The sequence below is a fragment of the Pacificoceanicola niger genome, from assembly GCF_048553275.1.
Lineage (GTDB): Bacteria > Pseudomonadota > Alphaproteobacteria > Rhodobacterales > Rhodobacteraceae > Pacificoceanicola.
The window spans coordinates 1-16955 of the sequence record NZ_JBLZMW010000007.1 but is presented as its reverse complement, the minus strand read 5'-3'; the positions used below and the strand labels follow the sequence as shown (position 1 = coordinate 16955).

The following is a 16955-nucleotide window of genomic DNA, read 5'->3' as shown; positions in this document are numbered from 1 at the left end:
GGCGCCGGCCCCCTTTTCCTTATTCGAGTGATACGACGATGCCTCTGGACACTGCTCCCTGCCTTGCCGATCTGGTCGCGGCCTTTCCCGGCGCTGCGTTTCTGAGCGGTGCCGACTTGCCAGCCCGTAACTTTCACGACACCAGTTTTCTTCCGGACGTCGCGCCCTTGGCGGTGGTGCGGCCGGCTTCACCGGAGGAGGTAGCAGAGGCTGTGCGCATCTGTCAGGCCCATGGCGTGCCCATGGTGCCGCAGGGCGGATTGACCGGGCTTGCGGGCGGGGCGCATCCGATCGCGGGTGCCGTTGCCATCTCGCTCGAACGCATGACCGGGATCGAGGAAATCGACCCGGCGGCGGCGACTATGACGGTGCGGGCCGGAACGCCGCTGGAGGTGATTCAGAAGGCAGCGGATGAGGCTGGGTTCTTTATCCCGCTGGATCTTGGCGCGCGGGGCTCCTGCCACATCGGCGGGAACATCGGCACCAATGCGGGCGGCAACCGGGTGATCCGCTATGGCATGACCCGCGAGATGATCCTTGGGCTGGAATATGTCCTGCCGGATGGGACGCTCATTTCCGGTCTGAACAAGATGATCAAGAACAACGCGGGCTACGATCTCAAACAGCTTTTCATTGGCTCGGAAGGCACCTTGGGGATCGTGACGCGCGCCGTGCTGCGCATGCATCCGAAGCCGGGCTGTGTCAACGCGGCACTCTGCGGTCTGAAATCCTATGACGATGTTCTGGCGCTGCTGGCCGCCGCGCGGCGTGGGCTTGGGCCGATGCTGTCGGCCTTCGAGGTGATGTGGCCGGATTATTGGCAAATGGTGACACAGACCGTCGGTACGCGCAGCCCGTTGGAGGGCACTCACGGTCTCTATGTTCTGCTCGAAGCGCAGGGGCTGGACGAGGCCATCGACAGTCCGCGTTTCATGGCGTGGATCGAGGCACAGTACGAGGCCGGTGTGATCGAAGACGCCGCCATCTCGCAAAGCCTGTCTGATGTGCGCGATTTTTGGGGTGTGCGGGATGCCTGTGCTGAGTTCCAGACGGTGCTTGGCCCGCACTGCGCCTTTGATATCGGTTTGCCGGTCGCGAAAATGGACGACTTTTCACGTGCGTGTCGCGCGCGGCTGATCGAGGCGATGCCCGAGTCGCTCTCGGTCTATTACGGTCATATTGGTGATGGGAACCTGCATATCGTTGCGCTTGACCGTGCCGCCGCCGATCAGGCGGCCAGTCCGATCAGCGGCATCGTTTATGACGCCGTGCGCCAGTTCGGCGGGACAGTGTCCGCCGAGCACGGGATCGGACTGTTAAAAAAACCCTATCTCGGGTATACCCGGTCAGACCGCGAACTGGCGCTGATGGCTCGGATCAAGGCGGCTCTTGATCCCAAGGGGTTGCTCAACCCGGGCAAGGTGATTGACCGGCCAGCTTCTGAATCGCCGGAATGACCCCGTCACCGTCTCTCGTGTCAGGCCTCTGTACCAGCCCGGGGGCCTCTCGGACGTTGCCGCAGGTGCCCCTGCGGGCTAGGGTATCGTCTGATCAATCAACGGGAGGCCCGATGGCATGACGTCCGACACCAAGATGCGCATCGAGCAGCCCAAGACCCTGACCGAGATCGTAGTCCAGAAGTTGCGCGCGGCGATCATCGAGGGGCATTACGGATTTGGCGAGAACATTTCCGAGGACAAGCTCGCCGCCGCATTCGGGGTCAGCCGCACACCGGTTCGCGACGCGCTGAGCGCGCTTCAATTCACCGGTCTGGTCACGGTGAAACCCAAACGCGGCAGCTTTGTCTTTGTCCCGACCATCGAGGACGTCGGCGAGATTTGCGACTATCGTCTGATGTTGGAGCGCGAGGCTTTGCGCCTGTCGATGCAGGTCAAACCCGACGCCTTTCTGGCGGAGCTGGACAAGACCATCGAGCAGATGCGGGAACGGATGCAGGCGGGGGACGAAATCGGCTATGTCCGGCTGGATACCGTCTTTCACAACCTATTCTTCGATCATTGCGGCAACCGCCTTGTTCAGAATGCGTTTCACCTCGTCGAGGCGCGGATTGCGACGATCCGGACTGCGCTGAACGCACGGTTCAAACAGCGGCGCGAAGCCAGTTTCGACCAGCACGTCGAGATCGTCGAGGGCCTGCGCGCGCGGGATTGGGACCGCGTCGACACCGTGCTGCGCCGGCACATTACCAGCATCCGCGCGGATGCAATCGACGAGTTGTCCAAGACCGCCTGATCCCGGTCCGGGTCTTGAAACCGTTTACGCCTGCATGAGTTGGACAGCGCGGCTCATGATGCGGATCTTCGCCTTCCCGCATTCTGGTTATTCGTCATACCTTCATGAGGTCCGGGCCGGGATGCGGCCGGAGTTGTGGGGCAGGGGGGCCTCAGGCGCGCACGCGTTGCGATTTCGGATCGTAGAAGGGGCGAAGCGATGCTTCGGCGCGCACCACGCGCCCGGCCACGTCGATCTTGTATTCGGAAGCCAACATCTCTGCGCCTGTCTCGCCCGCGTGGCGGCAAGGCACGTAGCCAAGACCAACGGCGCCGCCGAGCGCATGACCATAATTGCCCGAGGTCAGGTAGCCGACGATCTTTCCGTCCCGCAGGATCGGCTCATTGTGGAAAAGCAGCGGGTCGGGGTCGGTCAGACGAAACTGGAGCAATCGGCGCTCCAGCCCGGCCTCGCGTTTGCGCAGAACGGCCTCGCGGCCGATGAACGCGCCCTTGTCCGGCTTGACCGCAAAACCAAGGCCCGCCTCGATCACATGATCCTCGCCGCTGATATCGTGCCCGTAGTGACGATAGCCCTTCTCGATCCGGCAGCTGTCCATGGCGTGCAGCCCGCAGAGCCGCAGGCCGTGAGCCATGCCCGCCTCCATCAGGGTCTCGAAGACATGGGCGGCCTGATCGGTCGGTACGTAAAGCTCCCAGCCGAGCTCGCCCACATAGGTCACGCGATGCGCGCGGGCCAGCGTCATGCCGATCTCGATCTCGCGGGCGGTGCCAAAGGGATGATGCGCGTTCGACAGATCCGCGGGCGACAGCGTTGCCAGCAGGTCTCTGGCCTTTGGCCCCATCAAGGGCAGCACGGCCTCGGCGGCGGTGACATCGGTGACGACGGCAAAAGCGTTCCTGACGTGACGGCGCAGCCAGGTCAGATCGCGCTGCAGCGTGGCGGCGGGCACGACGAGAAAGAAAACCGTCTCAGACAGCCGTGTCACCGTCAGGTCGCACTCGATTCCGCCGCGCTCATTGAGCATTTGCGTATAGACGATCCTGCCTGCCGCAACGTCCATGTCGTTTGCGCAAACCTCCTGCAGGAAGGTCAGCGCATCGCGGCCTTCGACCCGGATCTTGCCAAAGGAGGTCATATCCAGCAGGCCGACGCCTTCGCGCAGGGCCATATGTTCGGCGCGGCTGTTTTCGAACCAATTCGGGCGGTTCCAGCTGTATGCGTACTCTGCCTGTTGCCCGGCCTCGGCGAACCAATTGGCACGCTCCCAGCCTGCAACTTCGCCAAAGACTGCACCGCGCGCCTTGAGATGCTCATGCAGCGGCGAGCGGCGGATCCCCCGCGCGGTCGCCATCTGCCGATAGGGGAAATGATCCGCATAGAGCAAGCCAAGCGTTTCCGTGACACGCTCTTGCAGATAGCGGCGGTTTTTCTGGAACGGCTGTGCCCTGCGGATGTCGACCTCCCACAAATCGAAGGGCGGCTCGCCATCGTTCATCCACTGTGCCAGCGCCATGCCGGCCCCGCCGGACGAGACGATCCCGATTGAATTGTAGCCGGCAGCGACCCAGTATCCCGCCAACTCCGGCGCTTCGCCGAGGTAATACCGGTCATCGGGGGTGAAACTCTCCGGTCCATTGAAGAAGGTGTGAATCCCCGCTTCGGCCAGCATCGGCATCCGGTCGCAGGCGGTTTGCAGGATCGGCTCGAAGTGGTCAAAGTCTTCGGGCAGCTGATCAAAGCAGAAATCGGCGGGAATGCCGGTCATGCCCCATGGCTTTGCCTTTGGCTCAAACGCACCCAGTAGGATCTTGCCCGCGTCTTCCTTGTAGTAGGCGCATTCATCGGGGACGCGCAGTACCGGCAACTGCGTCAGCTCCGGGATGGTTTCCGTGACGATGTAGAAATGTTCGCAGGCATGCAGCGGCAGGGTGACGCCATTGCGCGCGGCCAGATCCCGGCCCCACATGCCGCCGCAATTCACTACGGTGTCCGTGCTGATCGTGCCGGTCTCGTCTCCCTGTTGCCACGTCACGCCAGTGACACGGCCGCCTGCTTCGGTGACCTCGTTGACGATCACGCCTTCGACAATTCGCGCGCCCATCATCCGCGCGCCCTTGGCCAGCGCCAGCGCGACATTGCCCGGATCGGCCTGGCCGTCGCCGGGAAGATGCACCCCGGACACCACGCCGTCCATGTTAAGGTGAGGGTAGATATCGAGAATGTCCCTGGGAGACAGCTCGTTCACCTCGACGCCGAACACCCGTGCCATGGCCGCCTGCCGGCGCAGCTCTTCCCGGCGTTCCCCCGTCAGGGCAACGGTGATCGAGCCGCATTGCCGTAGCCCGGTGGCCAGCCCGGTTTCCGCCTCCAGCGTACGATACAGATCGGCGGAATATTTTGCCAACCGGGTCATGTTGTTGCTTGCGCGCAATTGCCCGACAAGACCGGCGGCATGCCAGGTGGTGCCGCAGGTCAGTTGCTTGCGTTCCAGTAGCACGATGTCCGTCCAGCCGAGTTTCGCCAGATGGTACGCGACGGAGCAGCCAGAGATGCCTCCACCGATGATGACGACGCGCGCCGTTGACGGAAGGGCAGTCATGGTGAGACCTCATGTGATGTGTTGGCTTCATGGAGCAGGCATGGCGGTAAAAAATCAACAAGAAATTTTACCAGTAGTCACAATCTCTGTGAAATTTTTAAAATTCTTGTTTTTTCTCGGAATTTGTGGTCTCTCGTGCGCGTAGCAAGGAGACGCAGTGTGAGCAGTCAGGTCGGTTCGGATATCCGCGCCATGCGGCGATCTCGCAAGATGACCTTGCAGTCTCTTTCTGACGCCATCGGTCGCTCGCCGGGATGGCTGAGCTTGATCGAACGGGGGCAGGCGCAACCGTCAATTCGCGATCTCGAACAGGTCGCTGCGTTGTTTGACGTCAATATTTCGTTCTTTTTCAGGTCTTTGGGGCAAAACGAAGACGAAAAAGGTTTGGTGGTGCGGGCCAAGGATCGCACGGCGCTGGGCACGCAGGAAAGCGGGTTGGTCGAGGAGTTGCTTTCTCCGGGGTTGGACGGCGCGTTCGAGATGATCAAGTCGACCTTCGCCCCGCACGCCACGTCCGGTGGCATGAAGCCGGTGCGCGCCACGGAGAATGGCGGCATGTTGATCTCCGGCAGGCTGGTCCTGACCTTCGAGGATTTGAGCCTGTCGCTGTCGGCGGGCGACAGCTTTCAGTTTCAGCAGAAAAGCTATGGTTGGGAAAACCCGGGGGATGATCCTGCCGTGGCACTCTGGGTCGTTGCGCCACCGGTTTACTGAGGTGTTTATCCAACATGCGGACGTGTCCGACCGTGTGGAAAATGCCGGGAGGATCATGCGCCTCAGGCGGCGGTTCATGGTCCTCCGCCCACCCCTGAAGGCGCGGACGAGGCGGAGCAGGGTGCCATGCGCCGGATGGACGGGCGGATCGCTTTAGGCCCCTGCAAGTCCGGCGTCGCGCGGGTTCAACGCCGTCTTGCCAATGTCAGTGTCCAGTCTGCGTGGGATCGCCTCGGGGTGATGATCTTTTTGTTGACTGGCGTGTCGGGTCTGCCTATTAATAAGCATACATACTAAATCGGTGTTGCAGCGCGTTGGGAGGGGCGGATGGAGCATGATTGGACCTGCGGCGTCGCGAGGCGCTCTCATCTACCGATCCTTGGGCGCGCTGTTGCCCGGTTTTCCTTGGCATCTCTTGTGTCGACCGCCCACTGCCGCGCTTCGGGCTGCCATTCTGAAAGGACCCTCACATGACCGATCTTCCCATTCTTATCGCCGGGGGCGGTATCGGCGGTCTGGCGGCGGCCTGCGGCCTTGCCCGCAAAGGTCTTCGGTCGATCGTTTTTGAGCAGGCATCGAAGATGGGCGAGATCGGCGCGGGAATCCAGATCGGCCCGAACGCCTTTCACTGTTTCGACTATCTCGGGATAGGGGATGAGGCGCGTGCAGTAGCGGTCTACATCGACGCACTGCGTTTGATGGATGCGCAGACCGCCGAGGATATCACGCATATTCCGCTCGATGAGCCGTTTCGAAAATTCTATGGCAACCCCTATGCAGTGGTGCACCGGGCCGATCTGCACGGCGTGCTCTTGAAATTTTGCGAGGACAGCCCGCTGGTTGATATTCGGACCAGCCATGCCGTCACCGGATATGCGCAAGACGGCGACAGCGCGACGGTCCTCCTCAAGGATCGCGATCCGATCAAAGGCCTGTTCCTGATCGCTGCCGAGGGGCTGCGCTCGCCTATTCGCGCGCAGCTTGTCGGGGATGGCGCGCCGCGCATTTCCGGCCATACGACCTATCGTTCGGTCATCCCGAAAGACCAGATGCCAGAAGATCTGCGCTGGAATGCGGCGACTCTCTGGGCGGGGCCGAAGTGCCACATCGTTCATTATCCTCTGAAAGGCGGCAAGGTTTACAACCTTGTCGTGACCTATCACCGCGACGTGCGGGAGGCGATTGCCGGGCGCCCGGTGTCGAAGGAAGAGGTGGCACAGGGTTTCGAACACATCCACCCAAAGGCGCGCCAGATCATCGAGCATGGCGAAAACTGGAAGCTCTGGGTGCTCTGCGACCGGGATCCGATTTCGAATTGGGTGGACGGGCGCGTGGCGCTGCTGGGCGACTCGGCGCATCCGATGCTGCAGTATTTTGCGCAGGGCGCCTGCATGGCGATGGAGGACGCGGTGGCGTTGTCGCATTGCATGGCTATGGATCGTGAAACCGTCGAGGGCGGCTTGCAGCGCTATCAGGGGATGCGCCGGGTTCGCACCGCACGCGTGCAGATGAATTCGCGCCTGATCGGGGAATACATCTACCACCCGGACGACGCCAAAGCGGCCGTGCGCAATCATGTGATGAAGGGCATGTTGCCAGACGATTGGTATCGGCAGCTGAATTGGCTCTATGGTTCGAACGGGCTGGAAAGCTGAAACGTCCCGCCTTTTTGGATATTTTTGCAGAGAAGAAGAAGCAGGCCTGTGTGCCTGAACGACGCAAGGAACATGACCATGGATTTGGCCTTTGAGGCAGCGCCCACTCCCACCGTCGCCATTGCAGGCAGCGCGGAGCGTATTCCAGTGCGGCGCATTTTCTGTATCGGGCGCAACTATGCCGCCCATGCGCGGGAGATGGGCAAGGATCCGGATCGTGATCCGCCGTTCTTTTTCCTCAAACCTGCGGATGCGGTGGTCGAGGATGGCGCAACGGTTCCCTATCCGCCGCAGACGGCGAACCTCCATCATGAGGCAGAGCTGGTCGCCGTGATCGGAACGGGCGGTGTGAACATTGCCGAAGCCGACGCGCTGGGTCATGTCTGGGGCTATGCGGTGGGCAATGATCTGACGCGGCGCGATCTGCAACTGATGGCGCGCGAGCAAGGGCGCCCTTGGGATCTTGGCAAAGGGTTTGATCGCTCGGCGCCGATTGGGCCGGTGTTTCCGGTCTCGCGCGTCGGGCATCCGTCGAAAGGGGCGATCCGCTTGACGGTGAACGGGGCGGTGAAGCAGGAAGCGGATCTGTCGGAGCTGATCTGGTCGATCCCCGAGATCATCTCGATCCTGTCGCAGTCCATGGAGCTGAGACCCGGTGATCTGATCATGACGGGTACACCTGCCGGGGTTGGCCCGTTGCAGCCCGGCGATGTTTGCGTGGTTTCGGTTGATGGGCTGGGTGATCTCACCACGATCATTGGGGCCCCTGCATGACTTTGACGCTGCATAATTATTTCCGCTCTTCGACCTCCACCCGCCTGCGGGCGGCGCTCAACCTGAAGGGGATGGAGTATGGGTATGTGGCCTATGCCTTGCGTGAGGGGGAGCATCGGGCGCCTGGGTTTCTGGCCAGAAATCCACAGGGTCTGGTGCCGGCACTGGAGCTTGGGGATGGCACCACGCTGACGCAGTCGCTGGCGATCATCGAATGGCTGGAGGAGACGCAGCCGGAGCCTGCTCTGTTGCCCGCCGACCCGTTGGGACGGGCGCGGGTTCGGGGGCTGGCTTATATGATCAGCTGCGAGATCCACCCGCTTAACAATCTTCGGGTCTTGCGGCGGCTGAGCGATCAGTTCGGAGCGGACGACGCAGCGCAGGTGGCGTGGTTCACCCATTGGGTCGAAGCCACTTTCGATCCGTTTGAGCAGGCGCTGCAAAGCCCGGACACCGGCGTATATTGCCACGGCAATGCGCCGGGGCTGGCGGATATCTGCCTTTATGCGCAGGTCTGGAACAACAAACGATTTGGCATCGCACTCGACAGATGGTCGACGGTGGCGCGAATTTTCGAAGCACTCGATGCCTTGCCGGCCTTTGCCGATGCGGCGCCGCCGCGCCAACCTGACGCCAGTTGAAGGAGAGGCCCATGGACAATGCCATGCAACCCGAGGACACGCCGGACCTGCGGGCGCTTTACAAGGGGTTCGAGGACAACCACCTGAAGCCGCTCTGGACCCAGACCGGTGATCTGATGCCCGTGCATCCCAAGCCGAAGGCGGTGCCTCACGTTTGGAAATGGTCCGATCTTCTGCCGCTGGCCGAGCGGTCCGGGGATCTGGTGCCGGTGGGGCGGGGCGGTGAACGCCGCGCCATCGGTCTGGCCAATCCCGGCCTTGGCGGGCGGGCCTATGTCACGCCGACGCTGTGGTGCGCGATCCAGTATCTTTGCCCCGGAGAGAACGCCCCGGAGCATCGTCATTCGCAAAATGCATTCCGCTTCGTGGTGGAGGGCGAGGGTGTCTGGACCGTGGTCAATGGCGATCCGGTGCGGATGTCGCGCGGCGATCTGCTGCTGACGCCGGGCTGGAACTTCCACGGCCACCACAATGTCGCGACCGAGCCGATGGCGTGGATCGACGGGCTGGACATTCCGTTCAGCCAGCAGATGGACGTGGGCTTTTTCGAATTCGGGGCCGAGCGCGTCACCGACAATGCCACGCCGAATTACAGCCAGGGTGAGCGGCTGTGGTGTCATCCCGGCCTGCGTCCGCTGTCACAGCTTCAGGACACGGTGTCGTCGCCCATCGGCGCCTACCGCTGGGAGTTCACGGATCAGGCGCTGACCCAGCAGCTCTTGCTGGAGGATGAAGGCAGTCCCGCGACCGTCGGGCCGGGCCATGCGGCGGTGCGCTATACCAATCCGACGAACGGCGGCGACGTGATGCCCACGATCCGCTGCGAATTTCATCGGCTGCGCGCGGGGACCGAAACGCCCGCGCGGCAGGAGGTCGGCTCATCGGTGTTTCAGGTCTTCGACGGGGCGGGCAGCGTTGTGTTGAACGAGGAGGTGCGCAAGCTGGAGAAGGGCGATCTCTTCGTGGTGCCGAGTTGGGTCTCTTGGTCCCTTCAGGCCGAGACGCAGTTCGATCTGTTCCGTTTTTCCGATGCGCCGATCATGGAACGGCTCGGGTTCATGCGCACACAGGTCGCGGACGGATGAGCATCGGGTTCGATGCGGCGCGGGAGGCTTTTCGCGCGCGGCAGGGCGGGGGCGCACGCTATGACGCAGAGACGGCCCCGCACGGGGACCTTTTGCTGGCACGGCGCGGCACGGCCTATTTCGCGCGCAAGCTCAACGCGCTGAGCGATGCGGCTTTGGCGGCGCCGGCACTGCGGGACGGTTGGACACGCCGCCATCTCATTGCCGATATCAGTCATCAGGCGCGGGAGATGGCCCTGGCGCTTCAGGCACTGCGCGGCCCGCTCGTCGGTGAAGAGGCTGCGTGGCGGCCGGATCTTGCCTCGGCAGTCAGCCTGCCCGACCGCGCGCTGCGTCATCTGTTTCACCATTCGGCCAAACATCTTGACGTGGAGTGGCGCGATTTGCCCGTGTCCGGGGGGGATCGAACTGTGGTGCTGCGGTCCGGGGAGAGCGTTTCTGCGCGGGCGGGCGCGCGGATTCGGGCGCGGGCGATCTGGTGGGCGGCTGTCGATCTGAACAACGGTGGCCGGGTGTCCGATATTCCGGAACCGCTGCGGGGCTGATCACAGGTCTTACCAGAAGCTGTCGGGGCCGCGACGCACAGTGACCGGCGTGATGGCCTCCATCCAGATCACGATATCATAAAGGTCGGCAGGTGTTGCGGTGATCGAAAATTGCGGGCGCCCGCCGGCGAGCGAGACTTCTCGCATCAAGCAGGGGCGTGCCAAAGGATGTCCTGTGCCGCGCAATGGCCGCAGGTCGAGGCAGAACGTGTGCAGCGCATACTGCGCCAGGATCTGTTCGAAACTGCCGGGCGGGGGCCGGTCTGCATCGAAAACCACCAGTTTCGGATCGAAACTGTCACCCTTGGCCGTCCCGGCGCAGAAACTCCCAGTGCCAAACGCCATACCAACCGCGCGGTATGACTCGCCCAGACGTTCCAACAGACGGCCCCCGGCCATGTTGGATTTTCGGGACACATGCCCGTTGTGAGCAGAAAAGATCACCGGCGTGCTGTGATCTGCGAGGTCCAGCACATTGTCGGCCATGCAGCCATCGCGCAGTGCCTGCGCAGTTCGCCCGGCGTCTGGATCGTCGCTGAGCGTGGCGAGGCGAAAGCGTGCCCATTGTGCCGTGGAGGAGACAAGGATCTGCTGCCGCGGCGCGAGATTTGTGTTGCGCGCTTGCGCGAGGGCCCAGCTTTCAAGCGCGCGCAGTGCGGCGTGTTCCGGCTCGGGCCCGCGTGATCGCGCCATCAGCGCACGCGCATGATCCGGGTCCGGCACGGCCAGCGTATCGAAGAGCGTATGCGGCACCGGGCCGTCCATGTCGATCCCGTGCACCTCGGGCGTGTCGGTGCGCGCGAGCCATTCAAACAGCGCGTGTGCCTCGCCGCTGACCCAAGGGTAGAGAAACCGCATCTGTTCTTCTGGTGGTGCCACGTTGGCGTGGAGGCGGTTCAGCGTCTCGGTGACATGCCCCGGCCCCCGTTCCCAGGCAACGACAGGCGTCGGTGCCTTGTTTGCCAGCGCGGCAATCAGCGCCTGCTTCAACTGCAGCGAAGTTGCATCTCCATGCGTCGGCTCCCCAATCCCGATGACTGAAGCCCCGTCCAGAAGGGGAAGCAAGAACGTCACGTCCGGTCCACCTGCGCCTGTGGGCAGCGGGTGCGCCTCTGCTTGCATGGATTGGATGGAGTCGCGGGTCATGGGTTTCTGGCGGCAGCGGCGGATATCGGCAGATCGCGAGCCGCATGCCGCCGAGTTTGTTGAAATCCGTTGCACGGTGCAAGGGGCTGGAGTCGCGATCTATATTTGCAATTTATACGGGTTTCAATCGGTCGGAAAGGTATGGATTCGTTACGAGGTCATGGCGTGAAGAGGGGCCTCTAAAATCTCAAAAGAATCATATTTTTAAGGGAATATGACGTATTTTTGGATGTCAATGCGTGGATTCCGGAGTTCAACCAAAGGAGGAGTGCAGGTAGTCTCTGCCTGTTGGCAGACCATTTCAGTCCAACACATTTTCATTTGAGGAGAACAAAAATGGCTGATTTTACCAAAGAACTAGATGCGCGGCTCAGTGCGCTTGAAAGCCGCGTCCTGCGGACCGGCCGCCTTGGCATTGGGCTGGCCGCGGATGGGGATACCAACGGCTGCACGAACTGCGACACGAACACGTGCACCAACTGCGTCGCCAATGAGCTGATGAATGTGCTGTTGCCGGGCGAAGACCGCCCGCTCACCGGCCGCGAGATCGTCAAGCTGCTGGCTGTCGCGCGCCAGAAAGGCTGAGGTCGTCAGGTCTCAGGTGGTGTCCGGTCGATCCGTTGGCCGGGCGCCCAAATGTCCCGGCGGCCGCATTTTTGGCCAGGATCCGGTTCGTAGTTTTCAGCACACAGGCATTCTCATGACCCTACACCCCGTATCAAATCCGACTGAGCCGCGATGGACGGCCATGGAGGCAGGTCTGTCCCACGCCCTCAGCGCAGATCAAAGGCGGGCGGAAAGCATCCGTCTCGCGGTGGACGTTCTCGATATTTATTGCGCTGGCGGAGGTGCGGATCGGTGTGGACACGATGCCGGGCCTGTTCTGGCTGCGGTGGCGCTTCATGATATGGCGCCGGACAAGCGCGGGCTTGTGGAGGCTGCCCTGCTGACATGGCTGGAGTCCTGTCCGCAGGATTTTGCGGGCATTGGCCCGTTTGGCGGTCTTTCCGGATTTCTCGCGGCGCTTCGGGCGGCCCGGCGGGTGATCCCGTCGATCGACGGCCTTTACCGCGATGTGTGTGCCAGAACGCCGGAGGCGCTGGCAGCAATGACATGGCGCAGTTCCGACGTGAGCTGGCGGGATTATGATTATTTTATGGGGCCATCCGGCGTCATTATCGCGGGGAGCAGCGAGGATACGGCGGAGCATATGGTGCGCCCGGCGCTCGACCATCTGGCGGCGCTCTGTGTCACGCCGGGCTTTGAAGCCTTCCGGGCGGGTGACGACATCGACCCGCGCAGCGCTTTCAACATCGGCCGGATCAACGCCGGTCTGGGCCATGGTCTGGCCGGGGTGTGCGCGGCGTTGATACGGGCGATGCGCGTGTTTTCGCCTGATCCAGGGCGACAAGCGGCGCTAAGGCGCCTTTGTGACTGGCTTGAGCAGGAGATGATCACCGATGCGTTGGGGTTGATGACCTGGCCGCCGGTCGGCAGCGACGGCGGTCCGCAACCGACAGGTTTCAATGCCCGGCAGGCGTGGTGCTATGGTGCGCCGGGCAATGCCTGGGTGCTGTTCGACGGGGCGACAGTGCTTGGCGATACGCGGCAGCAGGACCGCGCGGTTCGTGCCATGCAAAGCTTCTGCGCCCGGTTCGACGCGGACCTTTATATAGACGACGCGGGCGCGGATGACGCGCTGAGCCTCTGCCACGGCGCAGCGGGCACATTGATCACGGCGGATGCCTTTGCGCGCCATGCCGGTCTCAACGGGGCGGCTGCGCTCCGCGATGCCCTTGTGGAGTATGTTCTGGCGCGGCGCGAGGCGGTTCTGGAACTCGCCACGGGCAACATGTCGCTTCTGAGTGGGGCCGGGGGTATCGCCGCCATTTTGCTGACCGCGGCCGGTGCGGACCGGGGCTGGCTGCATCATCTGACATTACGCTGATCGCAGAGCAGGGGGACAAATCATGGCCATGTCTGAAGACGCCGAACGGCTGCGGAGGCTGCAGGCTCGCTGGGCCGCGATGCTGAGGGCCAAAGGTCTCGACGCGGAGGCAGCAACCGGCGATGCCGGCGCGCTGGAGTGTTTCATCAAAGGTGGCGCGCTTGCGCTCAAACAAAGACAAGAGCGCGGAAACTGGGTGCAGATGGAGGTCGGTTACGCACAGGTGACGGACCTGCCTGCGCTGTTCGGTGCGATCCGGGACCTGGCGATCGACCTGTTGGCGGACGATCAGATCACCAACCACTTCTTCATGCGCAAGCCTCCGGGCCTTCGGCTTCGGTTCGAGGCGAGCCGGGCGCCGAACGCACTGCGCGCGCGTCTTCATGACCAAGCGGGCGCATGGCGCGGGGCTGGACTTATCACGGATTATGGCTTTGGTCTTTACGAACCGGAATGCCAGCTTTTCGGCGGCCCGCAGTCGATGACTCATGTCCATGCGCTTTTTACGCTCGACACGCTTGCCTGGCTGAACTGGTTTGGCACGGAGGGCGGGCGCGGACAAACGGAGACGTGGCGCGCGTCATTTGCCCTGCTGCGCGCGGTGCTTGACGGGCTGGAGATCGTCGGTTGGGAGGATCTGGGCGTCTGGAGCCAGGTGGTCGACGGTGCCGGGCGACGCCTGCCTCCGCAGAGTTTCACCACGCGAGAGGAGCAAGCGGCATTGACCGCGCCTGTGCTGCGTTGGTGGTCGGAAGCGGGGGACGCTGACACGCTCGTCCGAAATGAGGCCAGCGCAATGATGGCGGCGGCAGCACGGTGGCGCCACGGGTATTTTCGCCGGCCCGAGTGTCGGATCGGGGCACGGCAGGCGGCGGCACTCTTTACGATCTATCACTGGAATCGGGCCGGGCTGTCCCCGGTTGAGCAGGGTCTGATCGCTGAGACGTTGGCCCATCGCCGTTCGGATCGGCGGGGGTCGGCGGCATGAGCCGCGATGCAGCGCTGGTTCGCGCCAATGCGCTGCCCGTGCGGCTTTGGCTGCGCGGCGGCAATCCGGCGCTGTTCGCGGCCTGCCGGGCCTTGCAAACGCGTGAAACCATTGCGGCCGAAGAGGCGCAGGCCGTGGCCGCGCAGATTGGCGAGACACTTGTGCCGCTGCCGTGGCTTTCGGATGGGCAGCGCAACCGGTTGCTCGCGCTTCGGCGTGCTCTGCATGCGGCGCGCCGCCCGAGCCGCGCGCTGATTGAGGAGGCTGACACAATCGCGCGGCGCGCGGAGGCACGCGATTTGGCGGGTCGGATCATGGCGCAGCGGCGGGCGTTGATTGGATTGAAGCGCGCGCGGGAGGCCTTCACCGCGCGGGTTGCTGAGGAAGAGGCACGCATGCTTGATCTGCCGGGGGCGCTTGCTACGGATGATGCGATGGCGCAATTTCTGCTTCGGCGGCTCGGCGCGCCGCCATCCGGTGGCCCGACCAAGAAACGACAACGCTATCTGGAGCGTGCCTGGCAGGTGATCACCCGCGCCAGCGTGGAGGCGACGCCGCGCGATTGGCTCAGCCACGTGTCGCTCATCCCGGTTGCGGACGGCATGCCTGCGCCGACCATCCTGCCGGGGTTTCACATCCACTGCAGCGAAAGCGTCCGTCGCGCGCAGTGCGCGGCACAGGCCGCGATCAACAGCGGCTGGCCTCGGGGCGCGGACCGCGTTGCCTTGAACCCGCTGCATTGGATTGAAGAGGGCGACTGTGTGTCGGTCGTCGTCGATGAGGCGGGGACCCCCAGTTTTGCGATTCTCGCCATGACAGAAGATATCGCCGCAGTCATGGCAAAGCTTCGCAAAGGCGCGGTGTCGGTCTCTAATCTGCTGTCCGGCGTCCCCGACCCGACGGCGGCGCGCAGGCTCCTGCGGGATCTTGCGGGGAACGGCGTGTTGGAGGCCTGTTGCGATGTCACCGGGGCGTATCGGCAGAGCAGCGTACCGGAGGATATGCCCGAACCGTATCCCTGGACCGATGTCTACCGCGATACGGGCGGCGCGCTTCCGGATCGGCTCTATCGCAGGTTGGAGCGAGCCTTGCCAACCATTTTGCGCAGCCTCGCCCTGTTCGAGCCACCGTATCGCGCCATTGACCGGCAGGGCGAGGCGCGGTCGTGGAGTTTTGCCGATACGTTGAAAAGCAGTCTGGTCGAGGAGCATCTGAAACAGAATGGCGCGCCCAGTGTCACAGCGGACTCCGGGTCCGGGTTACGCGGGACTGACGCGCCGCCGCCCGTCGTGCCTCGGTGGCCCTTGCCGCTGACCGAGGGGGCAAGACAGATCACGCTCACCGATGCCGAACTCCGTAGACTGGCTGCGCCTGAGCTGCCGCTCTTCTGGCCGGTGGATGTGGTGGTACGGGTTGGCGGCGACCCTGAAGATCCGCTGCTGCTGATCAAGGGAATCTGGCCGGCGGCCACTTTGGATTCGCGGATGGCAGAGGGGTTGTCACAGAGCGCAGGGATGCGGCACCAAATGGAAGCGCGGCACGCGCGCTACAGGGCATTCCTGCGGCGGATCGAACGGCGCACCGGCTTTGTCTTTGTCGAGGTTGTAGCGCCGCCGTATTCAGAGCGCGCCGACAATGCCGTACGCCGCCCTCTCTATACATCGCTTTGGACGGGCCATCCCGATGCGCGCGCCTATTTCGCCCAGGACCCGGAGAATGGCACGTATGTCGATCCGGCGTCTCTACGCTTCTCTCGCGGTCCGGGGGGGACGACCTGCCGGGTGGGATCGCAGAAGATCTGGCCGATTTGCCACGCGACCCGGACAAGCGCCGCGCCTTGGAAACAGCTTCAGAAAACGCTTTCCGCCGCTGCGCCGCTGTCTCTGCCTGTGCACTATCAAAGCCTGCGCAGGTTGATGACCTCCGGGGAGACGCGCGATCACTGGCCGCGTGTGACAGTGCTGGACGGCATCGTCCTGTGTCCGGAGGTTGTTGCCATCTCCGCTGAGGACCTTTGGCCGGACGGTGCGGAGACCTCAGTGCGACTGCGCTGGATTGAAACGCTGCGCGGGAAAAGAGGGCTGTCCCGTTTCGTTGAAGTCGGCGCACCCGGGGAAGTCGACTTCGTGACAGTGGATCTCGAAAGCGTCCCCGCATTGCGGATCCTTGAAAAGAAGGTTCGGGCCGCTGGCCGCGTCCATATCGCGGAGAAGCTCCCGAACCCGGAAGCGCTGATCATGACACTGGGCGATGGTGGGGCGCGGGGATCCATCGAGTCGGAACTCGTTTTGCGATTCTACCCGGACGATGCGTGTCTGAGCCCAGAGATTCTGCCTCGGTAATGGCTATTCGTCGACAATAGCTTTGGAGGGCGCAGGCGATTGCCTTTGTGACCATGAGAATCGCGGTTCCGGCGTGGTTCACGCTGGGTAAGGCTCTCTTTTCAAGGTGAGGTTCCCCTCTATCGCGCCTGCATACCTCTGTTTTTATTGAGAAATCATAGTTTTTCGAGGAAAAATGACATTTCCTGAAAAAACTGCTTGCGGAGCAGTTGGTCTAACCTTAGAACCCCCTTCACCGGCGGCGCTGAGGCGCACAACGGGA

The 16955-nt window shown here is 63.0% G+C and carries 14 protein-coding genes; 12 read left to right on the top strand and 2 right to left on the bottom strand.

The genetic code is table 11. The annotated features are described in order from the left end of the window. Positions 1-38 precede the first annotated feature (38 nt). Both ACN2XU_RS10600 and ACN2XU_RS10595 read left to right on the top strand, forming a co-directional pair. Positions 39-1457, top strand: coding sequence for an FAD-binding oxidoreductase (locus ACN2XU_RS10600; RefSeq protein ID WP_419410409.1), 1419 nt, complete (start codon positions 39-41; stop codon positions 1455-1457). Between the two features lie 118 nt (positions 1458-1575). Continuing rightward, positions 1576-2253: a GntR family transcriptional regulator gene (locus ACN2XU_RS10595; protein ID WP_419410408.1), complete on the top strand. Its 678-nt coding sequence runs from the start codon at positions 1576-1578 to the stop codon at positions 2251-2253. A gap of 151 nt (positions 2254-2404) precedes the next feature. Here ACN2XU_RS10595 and ACN2XU_RS10590 read toward each other — a convergent pair whose 3' ends face one another. Further along, entirely contained in the window at positions 2405-4855 is a 2451-nt protein-coding gene (locus ACN2XU_RS10590) for a GcvT family protein (RefSeq protein ID WP_419410407.1), read from the bottom strand. 159 nt (positions 4856-5014) lie between these two features. Here ACN2XU_RS10590 and ACN2XU_RS10585 point away from each other — a divergent pair, with 159 nt between their 5' ends. The 6 genes from ACN2XU_RS10585 (at position 5015) to ACN2XU_RS10560 (ending at position 10269) form a co-directional block, all read left to right on the top strand. Then, a complete protein-coding gene (locus ACN2XU_RS10585; protein ID WP_419410406.1) occupies positions 5015-5569 on the top strand; it encodes a helix-turn-helix domain-containing protein in 555 nt (184 codons plus the stop codon). 470 nt (positions 5570-6039) lie between these two features. Continuing rightward, complete coding sequence (locus tag ACN2XU_RS10580; RefSeq protein WP_419410405.1) at positions 6040-7224, top strand: 3-hydroxybenzoate 6-monooxygenase; 1185 nt, start codon at positions 6040-6042, stop codon at positions 7222-7224. Positions 7225-7302: 78 nt separating this feature from the next. Then, positions 7303-7998, top strand: a complete 696-nt coding sequence (locus ACN2XU_RS10575) for a fumarylacetoacetate hydrolase family protein (RefSeq protein WP_419410404.1) — start codon at positions 7303-7305, stop codon at positions 7996-7998. Then, complete coding sequence (maiA, locus tag ACN2XU_RS10570) at positions 7995-8639, top strand: maleylacetoacetate isomerase (RefSeq protein WP_419410403.1); 645 nt, start codon at positions 7995-7997, stop codon at positions 8637-8639. Before ACN2XU_RS10575 ends, maiA begins: the two co-directional genes overlap by 4 nt. 11 nt (positions 8640-8650) lie before the next feature. Then, positions 8651-9724 (top strand): cupin domain-containing protein, encoded by a 1074-nt coding sequence (locus ACN2XU_RS10565; protein WP_419410402.1) that lies wholly within the window; start codon positions 8651-8653, stop codon positions 9722-9724. Beyond that, positions 9721-10269, top strand: coding sequence for a maleylpyruvate isomerase N-terminal domain-containing protein (locus tag ACN2XU_RS10560; protein WP_419410401.1), 549 nt, complete (start codon positions 9721-9723; stop codon positions 10267-10269). Before ACN2XU_RS10565 ends, ACN2XU_RS10560 begins: the two co-directional genes overlap by 4 nt. A gap of 9 nt (positions 10270-10278) precedes the next feature. Here the strand turns inward: ACN2XU_RS10560 and ACN2XU_RS10555 are convergent, their stop codons facing one another. After that, positions 10279-11415, bottom strand: coding sequence for an erythromycin esterase family protein (locus ACN2XU_RS10555; protein ID WP_419410400.1), 1137 nt, complete (start codon positions 11413-11415; stop codon positions 10279-10281). 336 nt (positions 11416-11751) lie between these two features. On the opposite strand from ACN2XU_RS10555, the gene ACN2XU_RS10550 reads away from it, so the two are divergent. From ACN2XU_RS10550 to ACN2XU_RS10535, 4 genes are read left to right on the top strand one after another with little or no spacing between them, the layout of a single operon-like run. Next, positions 11752-12000: a hypothetical protein gene (locus ACN2XU_RS10550; RefSeq protein WP_419410399.1), complete on the top strand. Its 249-nt coding sequence runs from the start codon at positions 11752-11754 to the stop codon at positions 11998-12000. Next, a complete protein-coding gene (locus ACN2XU_RS10545) occupies positions 11918-13363 on the top strand; it encodes a lanthionine synthetase LanC family protein (RefSeq protein WP_419410398.1) in 1446 nt (481 codons plus the stop codon). Before ACN2XU_RS10550 ends, ACN2XU_RS10545 begins: the two co-directional genes overlap by 83 nt. 22 nt (positions 13364-13385) lie before the next feature. After that, the gene (locus tag ACN2XU_RS10540; protein ID WP_419410397.1) at positions 13386-14351 is read left to right on the top strand and encodes a thiopeptide-type bacteriocin biosynthesis protein; all 966 of its coding nucleotides are present in this window, start codon (positions 13386-13388) and stop codon (positions 14349-14351) included. Next, complete coding sequence (locus ACN2XU_RS10535) at positions 14348-16693, top strand: hypothetical protein (RefSeq protein ID WP_419410396.1); 2346 nt, start codon at positions 14348-14350, stop codon at positions 16691-16693. Before ACN2XU_RS10540 ends, ACN2XU_RS10535 begins: the two co-directional genes overlap by 4 nt. Positions 16694-16955 lie beyond the last annotated feature (262 nt).

Coding starts and splice junctions, on each gene's coding strand:
- ACN2XU_RS10600 (WP_419410409.1), top strand. CDS start 39: ATGCCTCTGGACACTGCTCCCTGCCTTGCCGATCTGGTCGCGGCCTTT.
- ACN2XU_RS10595 (WP_419410408.1), top strand. CDS start 1,576: ATGACGTCCGACACCAAGATGCGCATCGAGCAGCCCAAGACCCTGACC.
- ACN2XU_RS10590 (WP_419410407.1), bottom strand. CDS start 4,855: ATGACTGCCCTTCCGTCAACGGCGCGCGTCGTCATCATCGGTGGAGGC.
- ACN2XU_RS10580 (WP_419410405.1), top strand. CDS start 6,040: ATGACCGATCTTCCCATTCTTATCGCCGGGGGCGGTATCGGCGGTCTG.
- ACN2XU_RS10575 (WP_419410404.1), top strand. CDS start 7,303: ATGGATTTGGCCTTTGAGGCAGCGCCCACTCCCACCGTCGCCATTGCA.
- maiA (WP_419410403.1), top strand. CDS start 7,995: ATGACTTTGACGCTGCATAATTATTTCCGCTCTTCGACCTCCACCCGC.
- ACN2XU_RS10565 (WP_419410402.1), top strand. CDS start 8,651: ATGGACAATGCCATGCAACCCGAGGACACGCCGGACCTGCGGGCGCTT.
- ACN2XU_RS10560 (WP_419410401.1), top strand. CDS start 9,721: ATGAGCATCGGGTTCGATGCGGCGCGGGAGGCTTTTCGCGCGCGGCAG.
- ACN2XU_RS10555 (WP_419410400.1), bottom strand. CDS start 11,415: ATGACCCGCGACTCCATCCAATCCATGCAAGCAGAGGCGCACCCGCTG.
- ACN2XU_RS10550 (WP_419410399.1), top strand. CDS start 11,752: ATGGCTGATTTTACCAAAGAACTAGATGCGCGGCTCAGTGCGCTTGAA.
- ACN2XU_RS10545 (WP_419410398.1), top strand. CDS start 11,918: ATGTGCTGTTGCCGGGCGAAGACCGCCCGCTCACCGGCCGCGAGATCG.
- ACN2XU_RS10540 (WP_419410397.1), top strand. CDS start 13,386: ATGGCCATGTCTGAAGACGCCGAACGGCTGCGGAGGCTGCAGGCTCGC.
- ACN2XU_RS10535 (WP_419410396.1), top strand. CDS start 14,348: ATGAGCCGCGATGCAGCGCTGGTTCGCGCCAATGCGCTGCCCGTGCGG.